The sequence below is a fragment of the Chryseobacterium paridis genome (genome assembly GCF_016595215.1).
GTDB lineage: Bacteria > Bacteroidota > Bacteroidia > Flavobacteriales > Weeksellaceae > Chryseobacterium > Chryseobacterium paridis.
The window spans coordinates 66284-82571 of the sequence record NZ_JAENHK010000010.1 but is presented as its reverse complement, the minus strand read 5'-3'; the positions used below and the strand labels follow the sequence as shown (position 1 = coordinate 82571).

Annotated in this window: 19 protein-coding genes; 6 read left to right on the top strand and 13 right to left on the bottom strand. The window is 35.2% G+C overall.

Annotated features, from left to right (window positions below):
* Positions 1-266 precede the first annotated feature (266 nt).
* The 3 genes from JHL15_RS10220 to JHL15_RS10210 all read right to left on the bottom strand — a co-directional run bounded on the left by JHL15_RS10220 (position 267) and on the right by JHL15_RS10210 (position 4070).
* The gene (locus JHL15_RS10220) at positions 267-794 is read right to left on the bottom strand and encodes a hypothetical protein (protein ID WP_200245526.1); all 528 of its coding nucleotides are present in this window, start codon (positions 792-794) and stop codon (positions 267-269) included.
* Between the two features lie 331 nt (positions 795-1125).
* Entirely contained in the window at positions 1126-3345 is a 2220-nt protein-coding gene (locus tag JHL15_RS10215; RefSeq protein ID WP_200245524.1) for a reprolysin-like metallopeptidase, read from the bottom strand.
* Positions 3346-3716: 371 nt separating this feature from the next.
* A complete protein-coding gene (locus JHL15_RS10210) occupies positions 3717-4070 on the bottom strand; it encodes a winged helix-turn-helix transcriptional regulator (RefSeq protein ID WP_200245523.1) in 354 nt (117 codons plus the stop codon).
* Between the two features lie 132 nt (positions 4071-4202).
* Here JHL15_RS10210 and JHL15_RS10205 point away from each other — a divergent pair, with 132 nt between their 5' ends.
* Positions 4203-5264, top strand: coding sequence for an NADH:flavin oxidoreductase (locus JHL15_RS10205; RefSeq protein WP_200245521.1), 1062 nt, complete (start codon positions 4203-4205; stop codon positions 5262-5264).
* Positions 5265-5414: 150 nt separating this feature from the next.
* Here JHL15_RS10205 and JHL15_RS10200 read toward each other — a convergent pair whose 3' ends face one another.
* Both JHL15_RS10200 and JHL15_RS10195 read right to left on the bottom strand, forming a co-directional pair.
* Positions 5415-5804 (bottom strand): RidA family protein, encoded by a 390-nt coding sequence (locus tag JHL15_RS10200; RefSeq protein ID WP_200245519.1) that lies wholly within the window; start codon positions 5802-5804, stop codon positions 5415-5417.
* Between the two features lie 97 nt (positions 5805-5901).
* Positions 5902-6465: a Crp/Fnr family transcriptional regulator gene (locus JHL15_RS10195; protein ID WP_200245518.1), complete on the bottom strand. Its 564-nt coding sequence runs from the start codon at positions 6463-6465 to the stop codon at positions 5902-5904.
* 107 nt (positions 6466-6572) lie between these two features.
* On the opposite strand from JHL15_RS10195, the gene JHL15_RS10190 reads away from it, so the two are divergent.
* From JHL15_RS10190 to JHL15_RS10175, 4 genes are all read left to right on the top strand, one after another.
* Positions 6573-7406: a sigma-70 family RNA polymerase sigma factor gene (locus tag JHL15_RS10190; RefSeq protein ID WP_200245517.1), complete on the top strand. Its 834-nt coding sequence runs from the start codon at positions 6573-6575 to the stop codon at positions 7404-7406.
* A 46-nt stretch (positions 7407-7452) separates the two neighbouring features.
* On the top strand, positions 7453-8073 hold the full coding sequence (locus JHL15_RS10185; RefSeq protein WP_200245516.1) for an FMN-dependent NADH-azoreductase: 621 nt from the start codon (positions 7453-7455) through the stop codon (positions 8071-8073).
* Positions 8048-8404, top strand: a complete 357-nt coding sequence (locus tag JHL15_RS10180; protein ID WP_200245515.1) for a nuclear transport factor 2 family protein — start codon at positions 8048-8050, stop codon at positions 8402-8404. Before JHL15_RS10185 ends, JHL15_RS10180 begins: the two co-directional genes overlap by 26 nt.
* 196 nt (positions 8405-8600) lie before the next feature.
* Complete coding sequence (locus JHL15_RS10175; RefSeq protein WP_200245514.1) at positions 8601-9467, top strand: NAD(P)-dependent oxidoreductase; 867 nt, start codon at positions 8601-8603, stop codon at positions 9465-9467.
* 9 nt (positions 9468-9476) lie between these two features.
* On the opposite strand, the gene JHL15_RS10170 is transcribed toward JHL15_RS10175, so the two are convergent.
* The 4 genes from JHL15_RS10170 to JHL15_RS10155 form a co-directional block, all read right to left on the bottom strand.
* Positions 9477-10202 carry a sterol desaturase family protein gene (locus JHL15_RS10170; protein ID WP_200245513.1) on the bottom strand — a complete coding sequence of 242 codons (726 nt, stop codon included), beginning with the start codon at positions 10200-10202 and terminating at the stop codon, positions 9477-9479.
* Positions 10203-10308: 106 nt separating this feature from the next.
* Positions 10309-11307 (bottom strand): SDR family oxidoreductase, encoded by a 999-nt coding sequence (locus tag JHL15_RS10165; RefSeq protein WP_200245512.1) that lies wholly within the window; start codon positions 11305-11307, stop codon positions 10309-10311.
* 157 nt (positions 11308-11464) lie between these two features.
* The gene (locus JHL15_RS10160; protein ID WP_200245510.1) at positions 11465-12223 is read right to left on the bottom strand and encodes a hypothetical protein; all 759 of its coding nucleotides are present in this window, start codon (positions 12221-12223) and stop codon (positions 11465-11467) included.
* A gap of 5 nt (positions 12224-12228) precedes the next feature.
* The gene (locus JHL15_RS10155; RefSeq protein ID WP_200245509.1) at positions 12229-12720 is read right to left on the bottom strand and encodes a MarR family winged helix-turn-helix transcriptional regulator; all 492 of its coding nucleotides are present in this window, start codon (positions 12718-12720) and stop codon (positions 12229-12231) included.
* A gap of 272 nt (positions 12721-12992) precedes the next feature.
* On the opposite strand from JHL15_RS10155, the gene JHL15_RS10150 reads away from it, so the two are divergent.
* Positions 12993-13991, top strand: coding sequence for a serine hydrolase domain-containing protein (locus JHL15_RS10150; RefSeq protein WP_200245508.1), 999 nt, complete (start codon positions 12993-12995; stop codon positions 13989-13991).
* 119 nt (positions 13992-14110) lie between these two features.
* Here the strand turns inward: JHL15_RS10150 and JHL15_RS10145 are convergent, their stop codons facing one another.
* Genes JHL15_RS10145 through JHL15_RS10130 form a run of 4 tightly spaced genes read right to left on the bottom strand, consistent with a single transcriptional unit; the run spans position 14111 to position 16259 of the window.
* Positions 14111-14476 carry a response regulator gene (locus JHL15_RS10145; RefSeq protein ID WP_200245507.1) on the bottom strand — a complete coding sequence of 122 codons (366 nt, stop codon included), beginning with the start codon at positions 14474-14476 and terminating at the stop codon, positions 14111-14113.
* A 17-nt stretch (positions 14477-14493) separates the two neighbouring features.
* Complete coding sequence (locus JHL15_RS10140) at positions 14494-15066, bottom strand: chemotaxis protein CheB (protein WP_234047744.1); 573 nt, start codon at positions 15064-15066, stop codon at positions 14494-14496.
* 17 nt (positions 15067-15083) lie between these two features.
* Positions 15084-15914, bottom strand: a complete 831-nt coding sequence (locus JHL15_RS10135) for a CheR family methyltransferase (RefSeq protein WP_200245505.1) — start codon at positions 15912-15914, stop codon at positions 15084-15086.
* The gene (locus tag JHL15_RS10130) at positions 15915-16259 is read right to left on the bottom strand and encodes a response regulator (RefSeq protein ID WP_317193028.1); all 345 of its coding nucleotides are present in this window, start codon (positions 16257-16259) and stop codon (positions 15915-15917) included.
* Positions 16260-16288: the final 29 nt, after the last annotated feature.

The window sequence follows — 16288 nt, the reverse complement described above, 5'->3', positions numbered from 1 at the left end:
CTGGTAATTACCCTTTGTCTAAACCCTTGCCTAAAATTACCATCTACAATAATAGATGAAATTCCTCTCGATAATCCTCGTGATATAATCATTACCACTTTTATTAGATCATCACTTCCAAAACTGTTCGTCAATACATAATTACGATTGGTATCCTGTAAGGCTCTTACAGCATGCCCTCTGTGAAGTAAAACACAATTACTGGTTTAGTGATATTTTATTATATAATAGTAGTCTCTAAATAAGTTACATTGCAGAATTATATGTTATTTCTTTAGAATAAGTTCTAATTTGCCTTGTAGTTTTCCATCATAAATTTTATACCCCTGATTTACAAAGCTATCTACATATTTCGTACAACCATAGTAATAAGGTGACATTGATGTATGGGTGCTCTCAAAATCTATCTCATATTTTTTGTTATCATCTAATTCATAGAATCCTTTAATTACATTAATATGTAAAATAGATTTTACTGTTTTATATTTTGGAACTAATAAGATATTTCTTTTACATTCTTCGTTATTCCAATCCATTGGATTTGAAGAAAACCCTGGTTTATTAGGCAATAGTCTTTCTTTATTTGCATAGATATTGGAAGTACCCAGAAATCCACTAATATTTAGTAAATAATTATTATCCGTATTATTTGTAATAATAAAGTTATTAGGGTATCCGTAGAATAATGTTTCTACTTCTGTACTAATTTTAAGGCAATCTTTATTACTAATTTTAACTTGAGAAGTAAAAAATATAAATGATAGTAAAAAAAATATAATAACGACTTTATGCATATGTTTTTTGTATTATTAATATCTATAAGTAGATAGTATTCGTGGCATTGCTCTAATTATATGGTCTTGTACTATTGTTGAAATATTTAGTCCCCATTTTGCTTCTTCCATATAAGCTCTCGTCTCAATATAGCGAATAGTTTCTTCAGTAGCAAATTTCCCCAATTTAGCCTTAAGCTCCAAGTGTGTTCTGCATTTTAATTTCCATTATTTACGTTAAAATATTTTTTTAACGCGTCATAAAAAAAGAGAAGCAATTGCTTCTCTTTTTCAGTTGTATTATGTAATAATTTTCATTTTTACTTGAAAATTTTAAAATCATTACTATATATTATTCTTTAATCCACTTGATTGTTTTGTCAATATTTTTTGATTTAACATTAATCATGTACTCTCCCTTAACTAATTGATCTAAGCTAAACGAAGCAACCTTATCCTGATTCAATCTATTCCCTATCTTACTAAATACCAATCTTCCTGTTACATCATATACAGCAATATCGAAAATATCATTTTGTTTTGTAAACTTAATATTCAATACTCCTTTGCTTGGATTAGGATATATTACAAATACATCATTATCCTTAGATACTTCATTCACCGCTAAATTTTCATTAATTGTAAAAGTAACAGGGTTGATGTGGTAGAAAACATTTCCCACACTGGCCACCATAATTCTCGCCTGATTTGTTGTAATATTAGGAACTGTAATCACTTGCGAACCATCATTGGGTGTAGAAGCCAGAATCGTAATTGGATAAGTAAGACCTCCATCAGTAGAAAGCAAAATACTTACATTAGCACAGCTTACAGGGGCAGCCGTTGTATTGGCAACATCCCATGTTACGGTTTGAGAAGTATTTCCCATCCATGCTGTAACCGTAGCAGGTGAAGTTACTTTAAATGGTCCTGAACCTCCATCAACAGTAATCGCAACATCATCATTAGCAACACCTGCACAACCTGCATTATTATCTCTTACGGTCAACCTAAATGCCATAGATCTGGCATAAGTAGGTAAAACCTCTCCTTTAACTGTTGTATTGCTTAATACATCAGCAATTTTCGGGAAATATCTGTAAGGTGCAGTAACTGGTAAAAATGATCTGAATAATGGAGCATTTCCAGTAGCTGCATTCCAGTTTCCTGCCGGACCTACATCATTTTGTTCCCAACAATAAGTAAGTGCGTTCCCTTGTGCGTCTGTTGCAGAACCTGTTAATTTAAAAGGGGTATTTAAAGGGATTGTATAGTCGCTCCCTGCATTTACAACAGGCGCTGTATTGGAAACAGGAGTTGTTACCTGGCATGTTGCTGCCTGAATTGTTGAAGTAATTGACTGGAAAGAACGTGTATGGAAAATTGGAATACTATTATTAGCTAAATTATTTAAAGCTCCACAAATACCTGCGTATGCCATAATCGTAATACCACTTCCTGGTTCTACCGCATTAGATGCTGACCTGTTACCATTGCAGCTGCTTGTTGTAGCATTAAAAGTATGTGGACCTCCGAACTGATGTCCTACTTCGTGAGCTACATAATCTATATCATATGGATCTCCAACAGGATTGGGTGATCCTGTAATTCCACTTCCTTTTTGACCATTAACACAAATAACTCCTAATCCGGCCAATCCGCCACCTCCTGTACTAAAGGTATGTCCTATATCATAATTAGCACTTCCTATCAGTGCATCAATCTGAGCCTGGCTTTCATCAATCAAGGTATATGCATCATCATTACCGGTAAAAGGATCTGTAGCAGCATTCGTAAAAATAACATTGGTTTCATTAGGAACTAAGATCAGTCTTGCAGCTACTTCCTGTTCGTACACCCCATTTACTCTGTTTACAGAAGTTACGATTGCTGACAAGGTTTGAGCAACCGTAGGTGCAGCTAATCCTGTTGCTGCTTTTGCATATTGATTGGTACATGCTACTACAAACCTGAAAATTCTAATTTGATTTCCTACGCTTGGGGTAACGGTTTTTTGAGCGCTTTTTTTTTCTGCTTGTATTTCCTCGTCTTTTGTACCACAGGTTCTTGGGTTCCTGTCAATTAAATCACTTTTGTTGTAAATGATATAATTATTAATATCAGTTTTTGCATAAGGATCAATATATATGTCCCCGCTTACCACCGATTTTATTTGAGCATGGAATCCCAGTTCTGTAAAATCTAATTTTATAGTTGCATATTTATCATCGACACCCTGCCCTGTAAAAGTAACGAGTTGAGGAAATTTCTGTGCTAATTCAGGTGCCATCACCGAAGATTTCCAGATCTTGAATTTCGCTTTTGTTCCGTTCGGCATAGGCAGAACAATAATCGGTGCGTTATCTTTAGAATCATTATCTCTCAACTCCGGAACAGCGTTGAAATAGTTCTTCATTCCTGATACATTCAATGTATAAGTAAGGAATTTTTCAGGTTGAACAGTTTCGGATTTGATACTCCTTTCACTGATAGGCGTAAAAAAGTCCTGAGCTTTCCCTAAAGAAATAGAAAAGACAAACAGTACTACATAGAATAATTGTTTAATTTTCATAGAATATGGTTATTTAAATGTTTAAAAAAATTAATTCCTTCAATCAATGCTTTAAAAAGCTATTTCTTAAATTCATTACCCATTTTCATATGAAACAGCACAATAAAAAGAGCTTCAGTTAAAAGCCTCTTTTCCGAATTCTAATAAATGAGCTGCTACACAAACCCCTCCTTAGAAAGTCTTAATACTGACATTCTGAACATTTATTAATTTTGCATCTGAAAAAATCTTTTACATACATCAACTATCATTAATTAAAATAATGCAAAAGAATCCGTGATTTATTTTAAAATCAACAGCGTGAAGATAGTAAAAACAAAATTAATTTAAATTAAAAAGAATAAGGACTAAAAAATTATTTAGGAAAACAATTAATTATTGCTTTCAACAGATACTAATACTTCCTTTATCTGATATTCTCTCTCCCAATCTTCGAGTAAATGTAGAATCGGTAGCAGAGCAAGTCCTTTTTCTGTAAGAGCGTATTCAACTCTGGGAGGTAATTCTTTAAATTCTTGTCTGATGAGCAAACCATCTTCTTCCATTTCCCTAAGCTGATCTGTTAAAACTTTTCTGGAAATAACGTGAATGCGTGCAGCAATTTGTCCAAAGCGCAATACCCTGTCTTTAATTACCATTACAATGATGGGTTTCCATTTACTTCCTAATGCCGACATCGCTTTACCGAGTGGGCAACTGCATTGGGTCATTTTATTCTGTCTCATAAGTTACTGCGTAGTTACTATCGTTGGTTACGTCAAAGTTACCACAATTTTCTCTCCAATAGATACAAAAATGAATTATTATTAGTTACTTTGTGTAACAAAAAGAATTCACATCATATAAATTTAAAAAAAATGAATACAGACGCATTATTCAGTCCATTTAATTATAAAAACCTTCAGCTGAAAAACAGAATCGTCATGGCCCCTATGACCAGAGCGCAATCAGCAAATGGGATACCTACACAGCAAATCGCAGATTATTATGGCAGAAGAGCTGCTTCAGAAGTTGGATTAATCCTTTCTGAAGGAACCGTAATCAACCGTCCGGGTTCAAAAAATATGCAGAATATCCCTGACTTCTATGGCAGCGAAGCTTTAGAAGGTTGGAAAAATGTAATCGACCAGGTTCATCATAATGGTGGTAAAATGGGACCACAGATATGGCATGTTGGTGATACCAGAATGTCAGAAGAATATCCTTTAGTTCCTATGGAAAAAGCTTCAACCATGTCATTGGAAGATATTGAAGACACGATAAAACAGTTTGCAGCTTCTGCAAAATCAGCCAAAGATCTTGGATTCGACTGTCTTGAAATTCATGGCGCTCACGGTTATCTTATCGATCAGTTCTTCTGGGAGGTAACGAATACAAGAACGGATGAATATGGAGGTAAAACATTAAAAGAAAGAACCCGTTTTGCAGTAGATGTTGTCAAAGCAATAAGAGCTGCTGTTGGAGAAGATTTCACCATCATCATCCGACTTTCTCAATGGAAACAACAGGATTATAAAAGCAGATTGGCAGCAACTCCAGCTGAAATGGAGGATTGGTTACTTCCTTTGAAAGAAGCAGGAGTAGATATTTTCCATTGTTCACAGCGTCGTTTCTGGGAACCTGAATTTGAAGGTTCTGATCTGAATTTTGCAGGATGGGCTAAAAAAATAACCGGACAGCCAACGATTACTGTAGGTTCAGTGGGTCTTAAAGGTGATTTTATGGCAGCATTTGCTGGAGAAAGCTCAGAAAAATCTGATCTTACAGAATTGTTGCGAAGACTGGAAAGACAGGATTTTGATTTGGTAGCAGTAGGACGTGCCTTATTGAACGACCACCAATGGGTAAAAAAAATAAAAGAAGGAAAAATAGAAGAACTTTCAGGCTTTGCAGCTGAAAGTATGGGAGTTCTGTACTAAGCTATTTTCCTGTTTTTAATCATCATAAATTTTCTTCAATAACCGGAAGTCTAATCTCCTGACTTCTACTATGCCATTGGTTTTCAAAATCATTGGCATAAAAAACCTTCAAATTCTAAGAATTTGAAGGTTTTATTTTTATTGCAGAAATTACTTTACAACCGTTGCTTCCAGTTCGACTGTCAATGTTTCAAATAATCCTGTCACTTCCAACATCGTTACCGCCTGTTCGATCTGATGTTTCGCAATCCATTCCTGAAGAAGAGGAAAATGAGGCCATAATTCTTTAGTGGATGTGGTATAAATATTTAATCTGACAATCCCACTGCACTCATAACCGGCAGCTGTGATTACCTCTTCCAGATTCGCTATTGCCTGCTCGAGCTGAGATTTCATATCCTTATTACTCGATGTCCCATCCGGGTCAATCGCCGCCTGTCCTGAACAGTATAAAGTGCTTTCAACATTTTTTACTTCTACAGCTTGAGAATAACTGCGTTCCTTTTGCCAATCCCAGGGATTGATTGTTCTTTTTTCCATTGTTTTGATTGTATCAATTAATAGAGCAAAGTTGCAATTTATCCTGTGATCGGTCTCTTGACCTTTATCACGATTATGGAGTGAGTAAGATCACATATTAAGGAGAAAGGCGGCTCAATGTTTCCCGCGAAACACCAAGATAAGCAGCCAGAAGAGATTTTGGAACACGCTGCACTAATGCAGGATGTTGTTCGAGCAATTGGGTATATCGTTCTTTGGTACTGGAAGTCATCGTAGAGATAATCCGTTGTTGCGCAGCTATAAATCCAAAATATGCTTTTTCAAGAAAGAACCTTTCCATCTTTGGGATGGCATTGCACAACTTTCTATAATCCTCTAAAGTAAGGCACAAAACTTCAGTATCTTCAACGCATTCCAGTGACATGGTTGCTTTGGACTGGGTGTAAAATGCCCGGAAATCACTCTCCCACCAATCTTCCATGGCAAATCCGACAATATGACTTTTATCGGTATCGTCAGTATACACCAGTTTTAAAAGTCCTTTTAAAACAAAGTAGTTATACGCTACAGCCTCTCCTTCCTGTATTAAAAACTGATGTTTTTTATATTTTTTTGGGGTGAAATAAGAGGATACTACAGCAAACTCTTCATCGCTCAGCGGAACGATTTTTTCAATATGTATTCTTAACAGATCCTGCATTCTTGATAGCTTCGAAAGTATAAAAATACTACTTTTACTTTTTTTACCATTCAATTTAAAAAGATGGTCACGTTTTTCCCACCTTATGGGTCTTAAAAAGAAATGACATGCAGGAAAATTACCGTCAATTATTAACTTACGCCTACAATATTACAGGTTCTTACGACGATGCTCAGGATCTTGTGCAGGACGTAATGGAAAAATATATTTCTTTGGACAAAACTGATATCAGGAATGAAAAGAACTTTTTAATTAAAAGTACGATTAACCACGCCATTAATTTCAAAAACAGACATTCAAAAAAAATGGTATATGGCGAATGGCACCCGGAACCATTATCTCTGGAAAATGCAGAAACTAAACTTATTAAAGAACAAACCACCCGTTATACCCTATTGGTACTTTTAGAGCGATTAACTGGTAAAGAACGTGCTGTATATATTTTGAAAGAAGGATTTGACTATTCTCATCAGGAAATCGCTGAAGTTCTTGACATCACTATTGAAAATTCACGAAAGCTACTAAGCAGAGCAAGCAAACAACTTCAGGATATACGATATACTCCGGATCATATTGACTCTCCTATCCATAAAGAAACCCTTACCAAATATCAAAAAGCATTGAGCGAAGGCAGTATTCCAATGCTTGAAGAGCTTTTAGTGAACGACATCAGGCTTTCGGCCGATGGTGGGCAACGTGTACGGGTTGTAAAAGCGGTTGAAGTGGGCAAATCAGCTACAGCAACTCTTCTGGCTTATGTTCAGCAACAGTTTCTTCATCACAAGCCTTATACTTTCCATATTTTCAATCACCAGCCTGCTATTTGTTTCTGGAGGGAAAATCATATCTACAATTGTCACATTCTGGATGTGGATGATCAGGGGATGATTCGGGAAATTTATTCCATTGTAGATCCTGAAAAATTAAAAAAACTTATGTAATCGTCACGTTTTAGAAGAGCTGTTTGTCTTTAAAGAAAAAAGCAATATGATAACACTACTTCGCATTGACAGCAGTCTCAGAATGAATGATTCTTATTCCCGATTGATGGGTGATTATTTTGTACAGGAATGGAAAATACAACATCCTCAGGGAAAAGTAATTCAAAGAGATGTTACCTTACAGCTTACTCCTCATTTGACTCAGGAAACTTTAAATGGTTTTTTTGATGAAACAATTCATTCTGAACATCTGGAATTGTCGGATCTCCTGATAGAGGAATTGCATACCTGTGATGAAATCCTGATGACCTGTCCCATGTATAATTATGGGATTCCTTCTTCATTAAAGGCTTATTTTGACCAGGTAGTCCGGACGAAAAAAACATTTACAAATGACAGCAATGGGATAAAAGGATTACTCCTGAATAAAAAAGCATCCATTATTTCTGTCATGGGCATGCCACAACCTCTCACGCAGAAAAGAAATCCCCTCGAGGTTCAGATAACCAATATTTTTAATCAACTGGGAATCATGGAGATCAGTTATTTTCCGATGGACGGAATGATCAACCCTGAAGAGGCTGTCCTGAAAATGGAACAACAAAAAAACTTTATTAATCAACATTTTAATCATCAAGAATATGCAACACATACAACAAGCCATTGAAAGCTTTATTAAAGCTGGCGACAATAGTGATATAAAGCTAATGGAGGAAATCCTTCACAAAGATTATCAAAATATCCAGGACGGATTCTTCGATCAACAAGGCATTTTTATGATCTCTAAAGAACAATATATAGAACATATCCGGAATAAAACATTTGGTGGAAAGCCCAGAACCATTTCCTATGATTCTATCGAAGAAAAAGGAAATATTGCCATTGCAAAGCTAACTTTGGAGAGTGAAGTTCTCCGGTTTTCGTCTACTATCGTTTGTGTGAAGGAGAATGAAAAATGGGAAATAATCACCAATATTCCTGTTATAGAAAAGAAGTAAGCTTCAAATACAATGTCATTAAAATCAATGTAGGAATGGGCAATCTTCCTATATTGATTTAAAAAGGAATTAATCGGTTTTAGCAATTGATCTGATCGAAACAATGCGTTTTACAGGTTAAAAAAAATTAAGGAGATTTGTAAAACAGAAACAATTGAAATCTATTCGAGAGTTTTAACGGTTAAAATAAACAATAATGTCCACTCAACCTACTATAGCTATTCTATTTCCCGGAGATATGGGAGCTCAAATTGCAAAAGCACTCGTCAAAAATAATTATACAGTAATCACTGCCGGGGAAGGAAGATCAACTCGAACTTTAGAAAATATTAAAAGCATAGGAATTGATGATGTTGGTTCTTTACAGAATATAGCGGAACAAGCGGATGTTGTTCTTTCGCTTACCAGTCCTGAAGGAAGTCTGAAAGTTGCAAAGAATATCATGTGTTGCCTGGAAAATACAGATAATCGTCCTGTTTATATAGACTTGAATTCCAATACTCCTGAAATAGCATTGACTATTGAAAAATTATTTTCATCAAAAAATATTCAATTTATAAATGGTGCCGTAATGGGAGCATCCAAAGATATCCCGGATCATGGAACATTGATTGTAAGTGGTGAACATCGAAAGGTATTTCTTGATCTTTTTTCTTCTGTATTTAAAATAAAAGATGCTGGTGAAAAAACAGAAGCTGCCTCTGCTTATAAACTACTGTTTTCTATGATAAATAAAGGAATGAATGCATTATTTTTTGAAACCATGACCGCCGCAGCCCATTTTGGTATTCTCGATGAGCTGAATGGCAGTCTTCAGGAATTCCTTCCCGGAACCTATCAGGATCTTATGAAAACAACTCCAACCTATCCACAACATATTTTCAGAAGAATAGATGAAATGAAAGGCCTTACGGATATGCTGAAAAGTGAAAATTTACCTAGCGTCATCGCTTCCGGAACCGCAGAAACATTTGAAAGGGTTTATAAATCCGGAATTTTTGAAAATGAAAATTTTGAAGGCGTTATTGAAACCCTGCAAAGTTTTAAAAAACTATCCTCATAGTAATTATTCTCATTTTTTATATGTTCCGAACAACTGATCCCAAATAGACGTATAAAAACCAAAATTCTTGGTTTCGTCCAAATGGTGTTGATTATGAAATTGAGTGGTTCCTACAAAAAGCTGATTAAACCGCGAAGGAAAAAACTCTTTGTTCAGATGTCCGATAGTTCCCCATATAAGATTGATAAAAAGATATAATGTAATAGAGACAACAGAAAAGTCATGGCATACCAATAGAGCTAAAATCATTAATCCAAATCCAATGGTTTCTACCGGATGCAGTACAAAAAGACTTAAAAAATTGGTATTGACATGTTCATGGTGTTTACCATGCAATACCTTATAGACAAAAGGTAAATGTGCTGCATAATGAAAAAGATACATACAAAAATCCATTAGGAGAACTAATGCAATAACCTCTATGAAAATAGAACTTACTGAAAAAGTTTGATCAAGTTTAATCCAGTCGTTCTTCCACAGAAAAACACCAAGTAACATCACCAAACAATTACAAATAATGGTCAGAAAGCTTGTATAAAAATCAGCTTTTGTAATGGGATGGTTAACCTCCTGCAATTGCTTCTTTCTACATGTTTTTTCAATGAACTGATATAGTCCTATTGAAAACAAATAAAGAAAAATATTAACCATAATACTGAACACAATCCATTGCATCCAGGAAAACTGTTCAAGTAATTTTAAATATTCTGAAAATACCAATGTATTAAAATTCATAAGTTGATCATCTATCGATCTGCGCCTATAAATGTATGAATTTCACGTTACAATTCCCTATAAGAAGCTCCATCAAAATGATTGATCAATTCTCCTGTTTGATCTTTTAGGTTGTTTGTTTTCCAGATTTGGATTTTAATATCATATATGCCAATCCAAGCCCTATCCCCGCTACGATAGCCATTTTGGTTTTTTTTGAAGGAACCGGCAATATGGTTTCTCCATAAATACGATGGGGTTCTGATGAAGGCTGTAAAACATTTCCTGCATCAGAAGGTGCTTTTTTAACTTTCATTACAGTACGCATCCCTGCAGAAGCCACATTTATAATACTTTTTGGAAACAGACCATATATCGTTTTGAGAACTAATGAAGCTATATCCGGAAATAAATCTTTTTGTGGTCTTTTAGCCAGCTGAACAATTTTCGAAGCTGTATCTCTCGGGTCAGCTGCAAACGGAGGAATTTTAAAGTCCAATCCGGAATACTTTGCAGAATGCATGTTTCCAGTAGATCTTTGGATCTGTGGATAAAGATTACAGATATGAATATCAGGAAAATCTGAAATTTCACCTTGCAGGCAATCCATCATTCCGCGAATTCCGAATTTGGTTGATGAATACACCGCACTATAAGGAGCAGGCATAAATCCACCAATGGAAACATTATTGATTAAAATCCCTTCCTGCTGTTTTTTAAATATAGGGAGAACACTATAAGCTCCGTGCATGTAGCCAAACAAATTGGTTTTGATAACCTGCTCGTTAAGCTCCATGGGTATTTCTTCAAATTTTCCACTGGCCATTACTCCTGCATTATTCACCCAAATATCAATTCTACCGTTAAATTCTATCGCTTTTTCTGCAAGATGGGAAACTTCTTCAGCTACAGAAACATCAGTCGGTACAGCCAATGCTGTCACTCCAAGATCTCTACATAAACTTACCGTTTCGTCGAGTGCTTCTTTACCTCTGGCTGCAACAACGATGTTGCATCCCTCTAATGCAAAAGCCTCAGCAGTTGCTCTACCCACTCCACTACTGCCTCCTGTAATCACTACAGTTTTACCTCTTAAACTTTTTTGTAATTTAATATCTGATTTCATTTTGTGATTGGTTTGGTTAGTAGCCTAAAATCAACCTATTATCATGCCATAAAAAAATGCATGGAAAACATAGTTTAATTCAAAATTTAAATCCAACCTTTTAATCACTTCCTTAAGAGGTAAACATTGCTTATAATAGCTATACTACAACTATATATTAATAGACCACATAATTTATTTTATCTACCCCGGTATTTCCTGTTTTGGGATCAAAGGCATATACGAATAGTTCATAATTTCCAGGGGTGGAAATGGATATATTACCTTCAAAAAGATTTGTAGATACTAAAGACAGATTGCTTTCACCTACAAATTTTCCATCTTTATTAAGAATCACTTTTGTTTCAAATTTATCAGAGTCCCATACTCCTCCTTTATCGATCACACACCCACACATCATAACAATATTGGCCTGAATCTGAAAAGGTTTTCCACTGATAGAGTTTAAAGTAATATATTGGTGCGTACGAGGTTTTAAAATATCAATGATAAAGCCTGGTATTTCAAGAATAATTCCATCACCCAAAATATCTTTTCCGGGAATTACCCAAAGTTCTGTGCTTACTTTAGCCTGTGCTTGTTTATGATTAAACGGAGATAATACTTCAATGCTGATAAATGTAGGTTCATCAATATTCAGCGTTGCTAAAAACTTTCCCGTGGTATCATCTGCAATTGAGCTTTCTCTCAGCTTGGGAACTTTCATAATCAGGTCTGTATTCCCTGTACTTCCACTTGTCTTTCCTTCTGCTAAGATGGTATTGTTGATTTTGTTTCGGATGATCACATAAGCTCCTCCTAAAGAGCTTCCTATAAATTTAGCATCTTTGGCTTTTGCTCTTACGGTAATTTTTGTCTCTTTTGCATATGAAAATACGCAGAATAGAGAAAGAAAAAGGACTACTATATTTTTCATAGGTTTTATTTTAAGTGTTTTTTATATTCCTGCTTGAATCTGTTATAAAATGATGTTTCTTCAAGTGCTGATTCGATCCCGTCCAGATAATTTAAAATAGTCAGATCTTCCTGTATTACATTTAAAATAGCAGCCTCACAGCTATTCCAAAGCATTTCAAATTCTGGCATGAGTCTGATAGCTTTTGAAGAAAGGGATACGATTTGCTTTCTTTTATCGGAATCATCTTTTTTCACATCCAGATAATCTTTAGCAGCCATTTTTTTTACAGTAATTACAACAGATGGATGCGAATATCCTAAGCTTTCAGCAATGTCTACCAGTGATAATTCGCCCTTATCTCTCAAGATCATAAAGATGAGATACCAGTTAGGCTCTATATCATAATCAAGATCTTTATACAGCTTTTTTACACTGTAAGCCATCTTTTCGCTGATTCTCTTAAATCTTGAATCAAGTGCTTTATAACCAAGTTCTTTTATAAAATCATCATTCATAGGATAGATCAATTAATTCATCAAATATATAAAAATATATGCAACTATATAGTCAACTATATTTATTTTTAAAAAAATTAATTTACATATACATCTTTCACCTTATGAACCCGCATTTATTTTCATAAAAAAGAAATATTTTTTCTACCGTTTATAATTACATTTGTCAAATAATCGCAAGAATAATGTATAGAAATATCTACTTGTCTCTCGTATTGTGCTTGACCTCAAGGTTCACATTTGCACAACAGTCAATAAAATATATTGACTCATTGAGATCAGCCTACTCTATTCCTGAAGTAAGTTATGCCGTAATTACGGATAAGGATATTAAAGAAATTTCTGCAACCGGCTTTCATTCTGCTATTTTGCCAGAGCCCGCCACATTAGAAGACCGTTTCCATATCGGATCGAATACCAAGGCGCTGACAGCATTCATTATTGCAAAATATGTAGAAAAGGGTAAACTCAAGTGGAATGATCAATTTTTCACCCTTTTCCCGGAATGGAAAAAAGATGCAAGAAAAGAATATGCACACATAACGCTGGAAGAATTGTTATCACACAGAGCCTTGATTCAGCCTTTTCAGGGAGAGAATGATCCGGCAATTCCTGATTTTAAAGGAAATAAACAAGAGAAAAGAGAAAGTTTCGGGAAATTTGTTTTGACTCTGGATCCGGTGAAAGCAGATCCTGAACACCCATTTGTTTATTCAAATGCAGGATATACTTTAGCTACTCTGATGCTTGAAAAGGTAACACATCAAAGTTGGGAACAGCTGGTAGACAAAGTATTTAATAAAGATCTGCATTTGGATGTCCAATTTTCCTGGCCCGACAATCAAACCAAAAAAGATACCTGGGGACATTCATTTGAAAACGGAAAACTGACTCCTATTGCATCCAATACAGATTATAAGCTGGATTATACAGAACCTTCCGGAGATCTTAATATCAGACTGAAAGACTATATCAAATTTATACAGCTGAACCTTTTGGGACTTGAAGGAAAGAATAATTATTTAAAATCTTCAACCTATAATTACATTCATAATCATTTTCCAGGATATTCATTTGGCTGGTTTACTGTCTTGGAAAATAATATAAACTGGTCCACTCATTCGGGGACTGCGGGAACGTATTATTCAATGGTACAAATTGATAAGACTCATTCGTTAGCGTATATTGTATTTACCAACTCATTCAATGAAGATACAGTGAACGGAGTACGATTGATGATACGAAAACTTAAGAGCACCTACGGCAAATGATTCTAACTTTTCATGATCATAGAGCTTTTAATACCAATAAATTATAAAAAATCCTCACCATTTTAAAGTAAGGATTTTTTATTAGGTCGCTTTATAATAAGAAAGCGATTTATTTAGCTTTAATCTTTTAAATATTTAGCCACCTTTTCTTCAAGATCATCCAGATTGAATGGTTTTGCAATATAATCATCTGCCTGAGCACTTTCTGCTAATGCATTGATATCATTATTAGCCGTTATATAGATAACAGGAATTTTCTTGAACTCTTCATGATTTTTCAAAAGCTTTGTTGCCTCTACTCCACCAATATTAGGAATCCAATTATCCATCAAAATCACATCAGGCTGAAATTCGGAAACCTTGTCGATAATATCATGTGACGTTTCTGAAATTCCCACTTCGTAACCATTCTCTTCAAAAATAATGGTTGCTATATCTAAAATTGTTTTATCATCGTCAAAAATTAAAATTTTCTTCTTGCTCATAGTATGGTAGTTTAATTTTAAAGCTTATTTAATCCGTTAATGTGTTCTGCTAAATCTGTTGGTGAAATGATCAGATCATAAGCAACCCCTTCAATAGCATGTTTGGGCATATAATTGACTTCGGCTGTATCGGGATCCTGAATCCAGACAGCTCCTTTATTTCTTTTAATGTACTGTAACCCTTCTACACCATCCGCATTGGCACCGGATAAAAGAATTCCAATAAGACTTTCCCCATAGATCTCAGCAGCTGATTTAAAGGTAACATCAATGGACGGTCTTGAATAATTCATCTTTTCAGAACTGTCCAATGAGACCAGATGTTTGCTTTCAAATAGCAGATGGTAATCGGCAGGCACTATATAAATATGGTTGTTCTCTATTTCTGTCTTGTCTTCAATTTCCGTTACTTCAATAGGCGAAAATTGTTGCAGTAAAGTTGGCAAAATACTAACCGATTGTGCTTTCCGGTGAACCACAAGAATAATAGCGAAACTGATCTCAGAATCCAGTTTTTTGATCATATCTAAAATAACCTCCAGACTCCCGGCTGATCCTCCTATTACGACTAGTTCAGTATTAACATCCATCCTTTTCATATTATATATTAATGAAGATCCAGTTTTTTCCAGATTTTTTGATCATCAGCCTGATGATAATATTTACTTAGATTGGAAAACCGCAATGTTTCCTTAGAACCCAAGGCCAGATAACCCAAATTTTCCAGACTGTCATCAAAAAGTTGAAACACACGCTCCTGAAGTAATCTGTCAAAGTATATCAACACATTACGACATATAATTAACTGAAAACTATTAAAAGAACTATCAGATACTAAATTATGAGTAGATAGAATTAATTTCTGTTGCAGGCTTTTATCAAACCTTGCGCTGTCATAATTTGCGGTATAGTAATCTGAAAAATCTTTTTTACCTCCGGAAAGGATATAATTTTCAGAGTATAGTTTCATTTGCTGTAGTGGGAACACTCCTGCCCGTGCGGTCTCTAAAACCGACGGATTAATGTCTGTAGCGTAGATCAATGACTTATGATAGAGATTAGCCTCTTTCAGTAATATGGCCATTGAATACGCTTCTTCCCCCGTTGAGCAGCCAGCTACCCAAATCCTGATCAAAGGATAGGTTCCCAATTGCGGCAATATATTATCCCTTAATGCTTTGAAAAAATAAGGATCCCTAAACATTTCTGTCACATTCACCGTGATCTCCTCAATAAAATGTTTCAGATAATCCGGATCATTAAGCACAGTATATCGCAATTCTGCAAAACTGGTAAATTTATCAATCAGGCAGATGCGATTAATCCTACGCTTGAAAGATGCTCTGCTGTACAAGGAAAAATCATATCCATACGACTGGTAAACATCTTTGATCAGTTGCTCTACATCTTCATCTTTTACAATACTCGGCTCTAACATTTAATGAAGTTTTTCCAGAGCAGTTAATAATACATCTACATCAATAGGTTTTTTCACATAGTCCTGTGCTCCTACATCCAAACATTTCTGACGGTCTTCCTGCATAGCCTGCGCCGTAACGGCAATAATAGGTACCTGACTGATAGACGGCGTACTGCGAATAACTTTAATGGCTTCATAGCCATCCATTTCAGGCATCATCATATCCATCAGCACAACTCCAATTTCATCATCTTCCTGTAAAAGCTGGATGGCTTCTTGTGCCATGGTACAGCTCTCCATCTGATAACCCCTTGATTTCAGGGTTAGTTTGAGTGCAAATATATTCCGTGGATCATCGTCCACAATCAAAATTTTCTTTTTCATCAGTATTG

Excerpts from the sequence above, each read along its gene's own strand:
- JHL15_RS10220 (WP_200245526.1), bottom strand. The coding sequence starts at position 794 with ATGCATAAAGTCGTTATTATATTTTTTTTACTATCATTTATATTTTTT.
- JHL15_RS10215 (WP_200245524.1), bottom strand. The coding sequence starts at position 3,345 with ATGAAAATTAAACAATTATTCTATGTAGTACTGTTTGTCTTTTCTATT.
- JHL15_RS10210 (WP_200245523.1), bottom strand. The coding sequence starts at position 4,070 with ATGAGACAGAATAAAATGACCCAATGCAGTTGCCCACTCGGTAAAGCG.
- JHL15_RS10205 (WP_200245521.1), top strand. The coding sequence starts at position 4,203 with ATGAATACAGACGCATTATTCAGTCCATTTAATTATAAAAACCTTCAG.
- JHL15_RS10200 (WP_200245519.1), bottom strand. The coding sequence starts at position 5,804 with ATGGAAAAAAGAACAATCAATCCCTGGGATTGGCAAAAGGAACGCAGT.
- JHL15_RS10195 (WP_200245518.1), bottom strand. The coding sequence starts at position 6,465 with ATGCAGGATCTGTTAAGAATACATATTGAAAAAATCGTTCCGCTGAGC.
- JHL15_RS10190 (WP_200245517.1), top strand. The coding sequence starts at position 6,573 with ATGCAGGAAAATTACCGTCAATTATTAACTTACGCCTACAATATTACA.
- JHL15_RS10185 (WP_200245516.1), top strand. The coding sequence starts at position 7,453 with ATGATAACACTACTTCGCATTGACAGCAGTCTCAGAATGAATGATTCT.
- JHL15_RS10180 (WP_200245515.1), top strand. The coding sequence starts at position 8,048 with ATGCAACACATACAACAAGCCATTGAAAGCTTTATTAAAGCTGGCGAC.
- JHL15_RS10175 (WP_200245514.1), top strand. The coding sequence starts at position 8,601 with ATGTCCACTCAACCTACTATAGCTATTCTATTTCCCGGAGATATGGGA.
- JHL15_RS10170 (WP_200245513.1), bottom strand. The coding sequence starts at position 10,202 with ATGAATTTTAATACATTGGTATTTTCAGAATATTTAAAATTACTTGAA.
- JHL15_RS10165 (WP_200245512.1), bottom strand. The coding sequence starts at position 11,307 with ATGAAATCAGATATTAAATTACAAAAAAGTTTAAGAGGTAAAACTGTA.
- JHL15_RS10160 (WP_200245510.1), bottom strand. The coding sequence starts at position 12,223 with ATGAAAAATATAGTAGTCCTTTTTCTTTCTCTATTCTGCGTATTTTCA.
- JHL15_RS10155 (WP_200245509.1), bottom strand. The coding sequence starts at position 12,720 with ATGAATGATGATTTTATAAAAGAACTTGGTTATAAAGCACTTGATTCA.
- JHL15_RS10145 (WP_200245507.1), bottom strand. The coding sequence starts at position 14,476 with ATGAGCAAGAAGAAAATTTTAATTTTTGACGATGATAAAACAATTTTA.
- JHL15_RS10140 (WP_234047744.1), bottom strand. The coding sequence starts at position 15,066 with ATGGATGTTAATACTGAACTAGTCGTAATAGGAGGATCAGCCGGGAGT.
- JHL15_RS10135 (WP_200245505.1), bottom strand. The coding sequence starts at position 15,914 with ATGTTAGAGCCGAGTATTGTAAAAGATGAAGATGTAGAGCAACTGATC.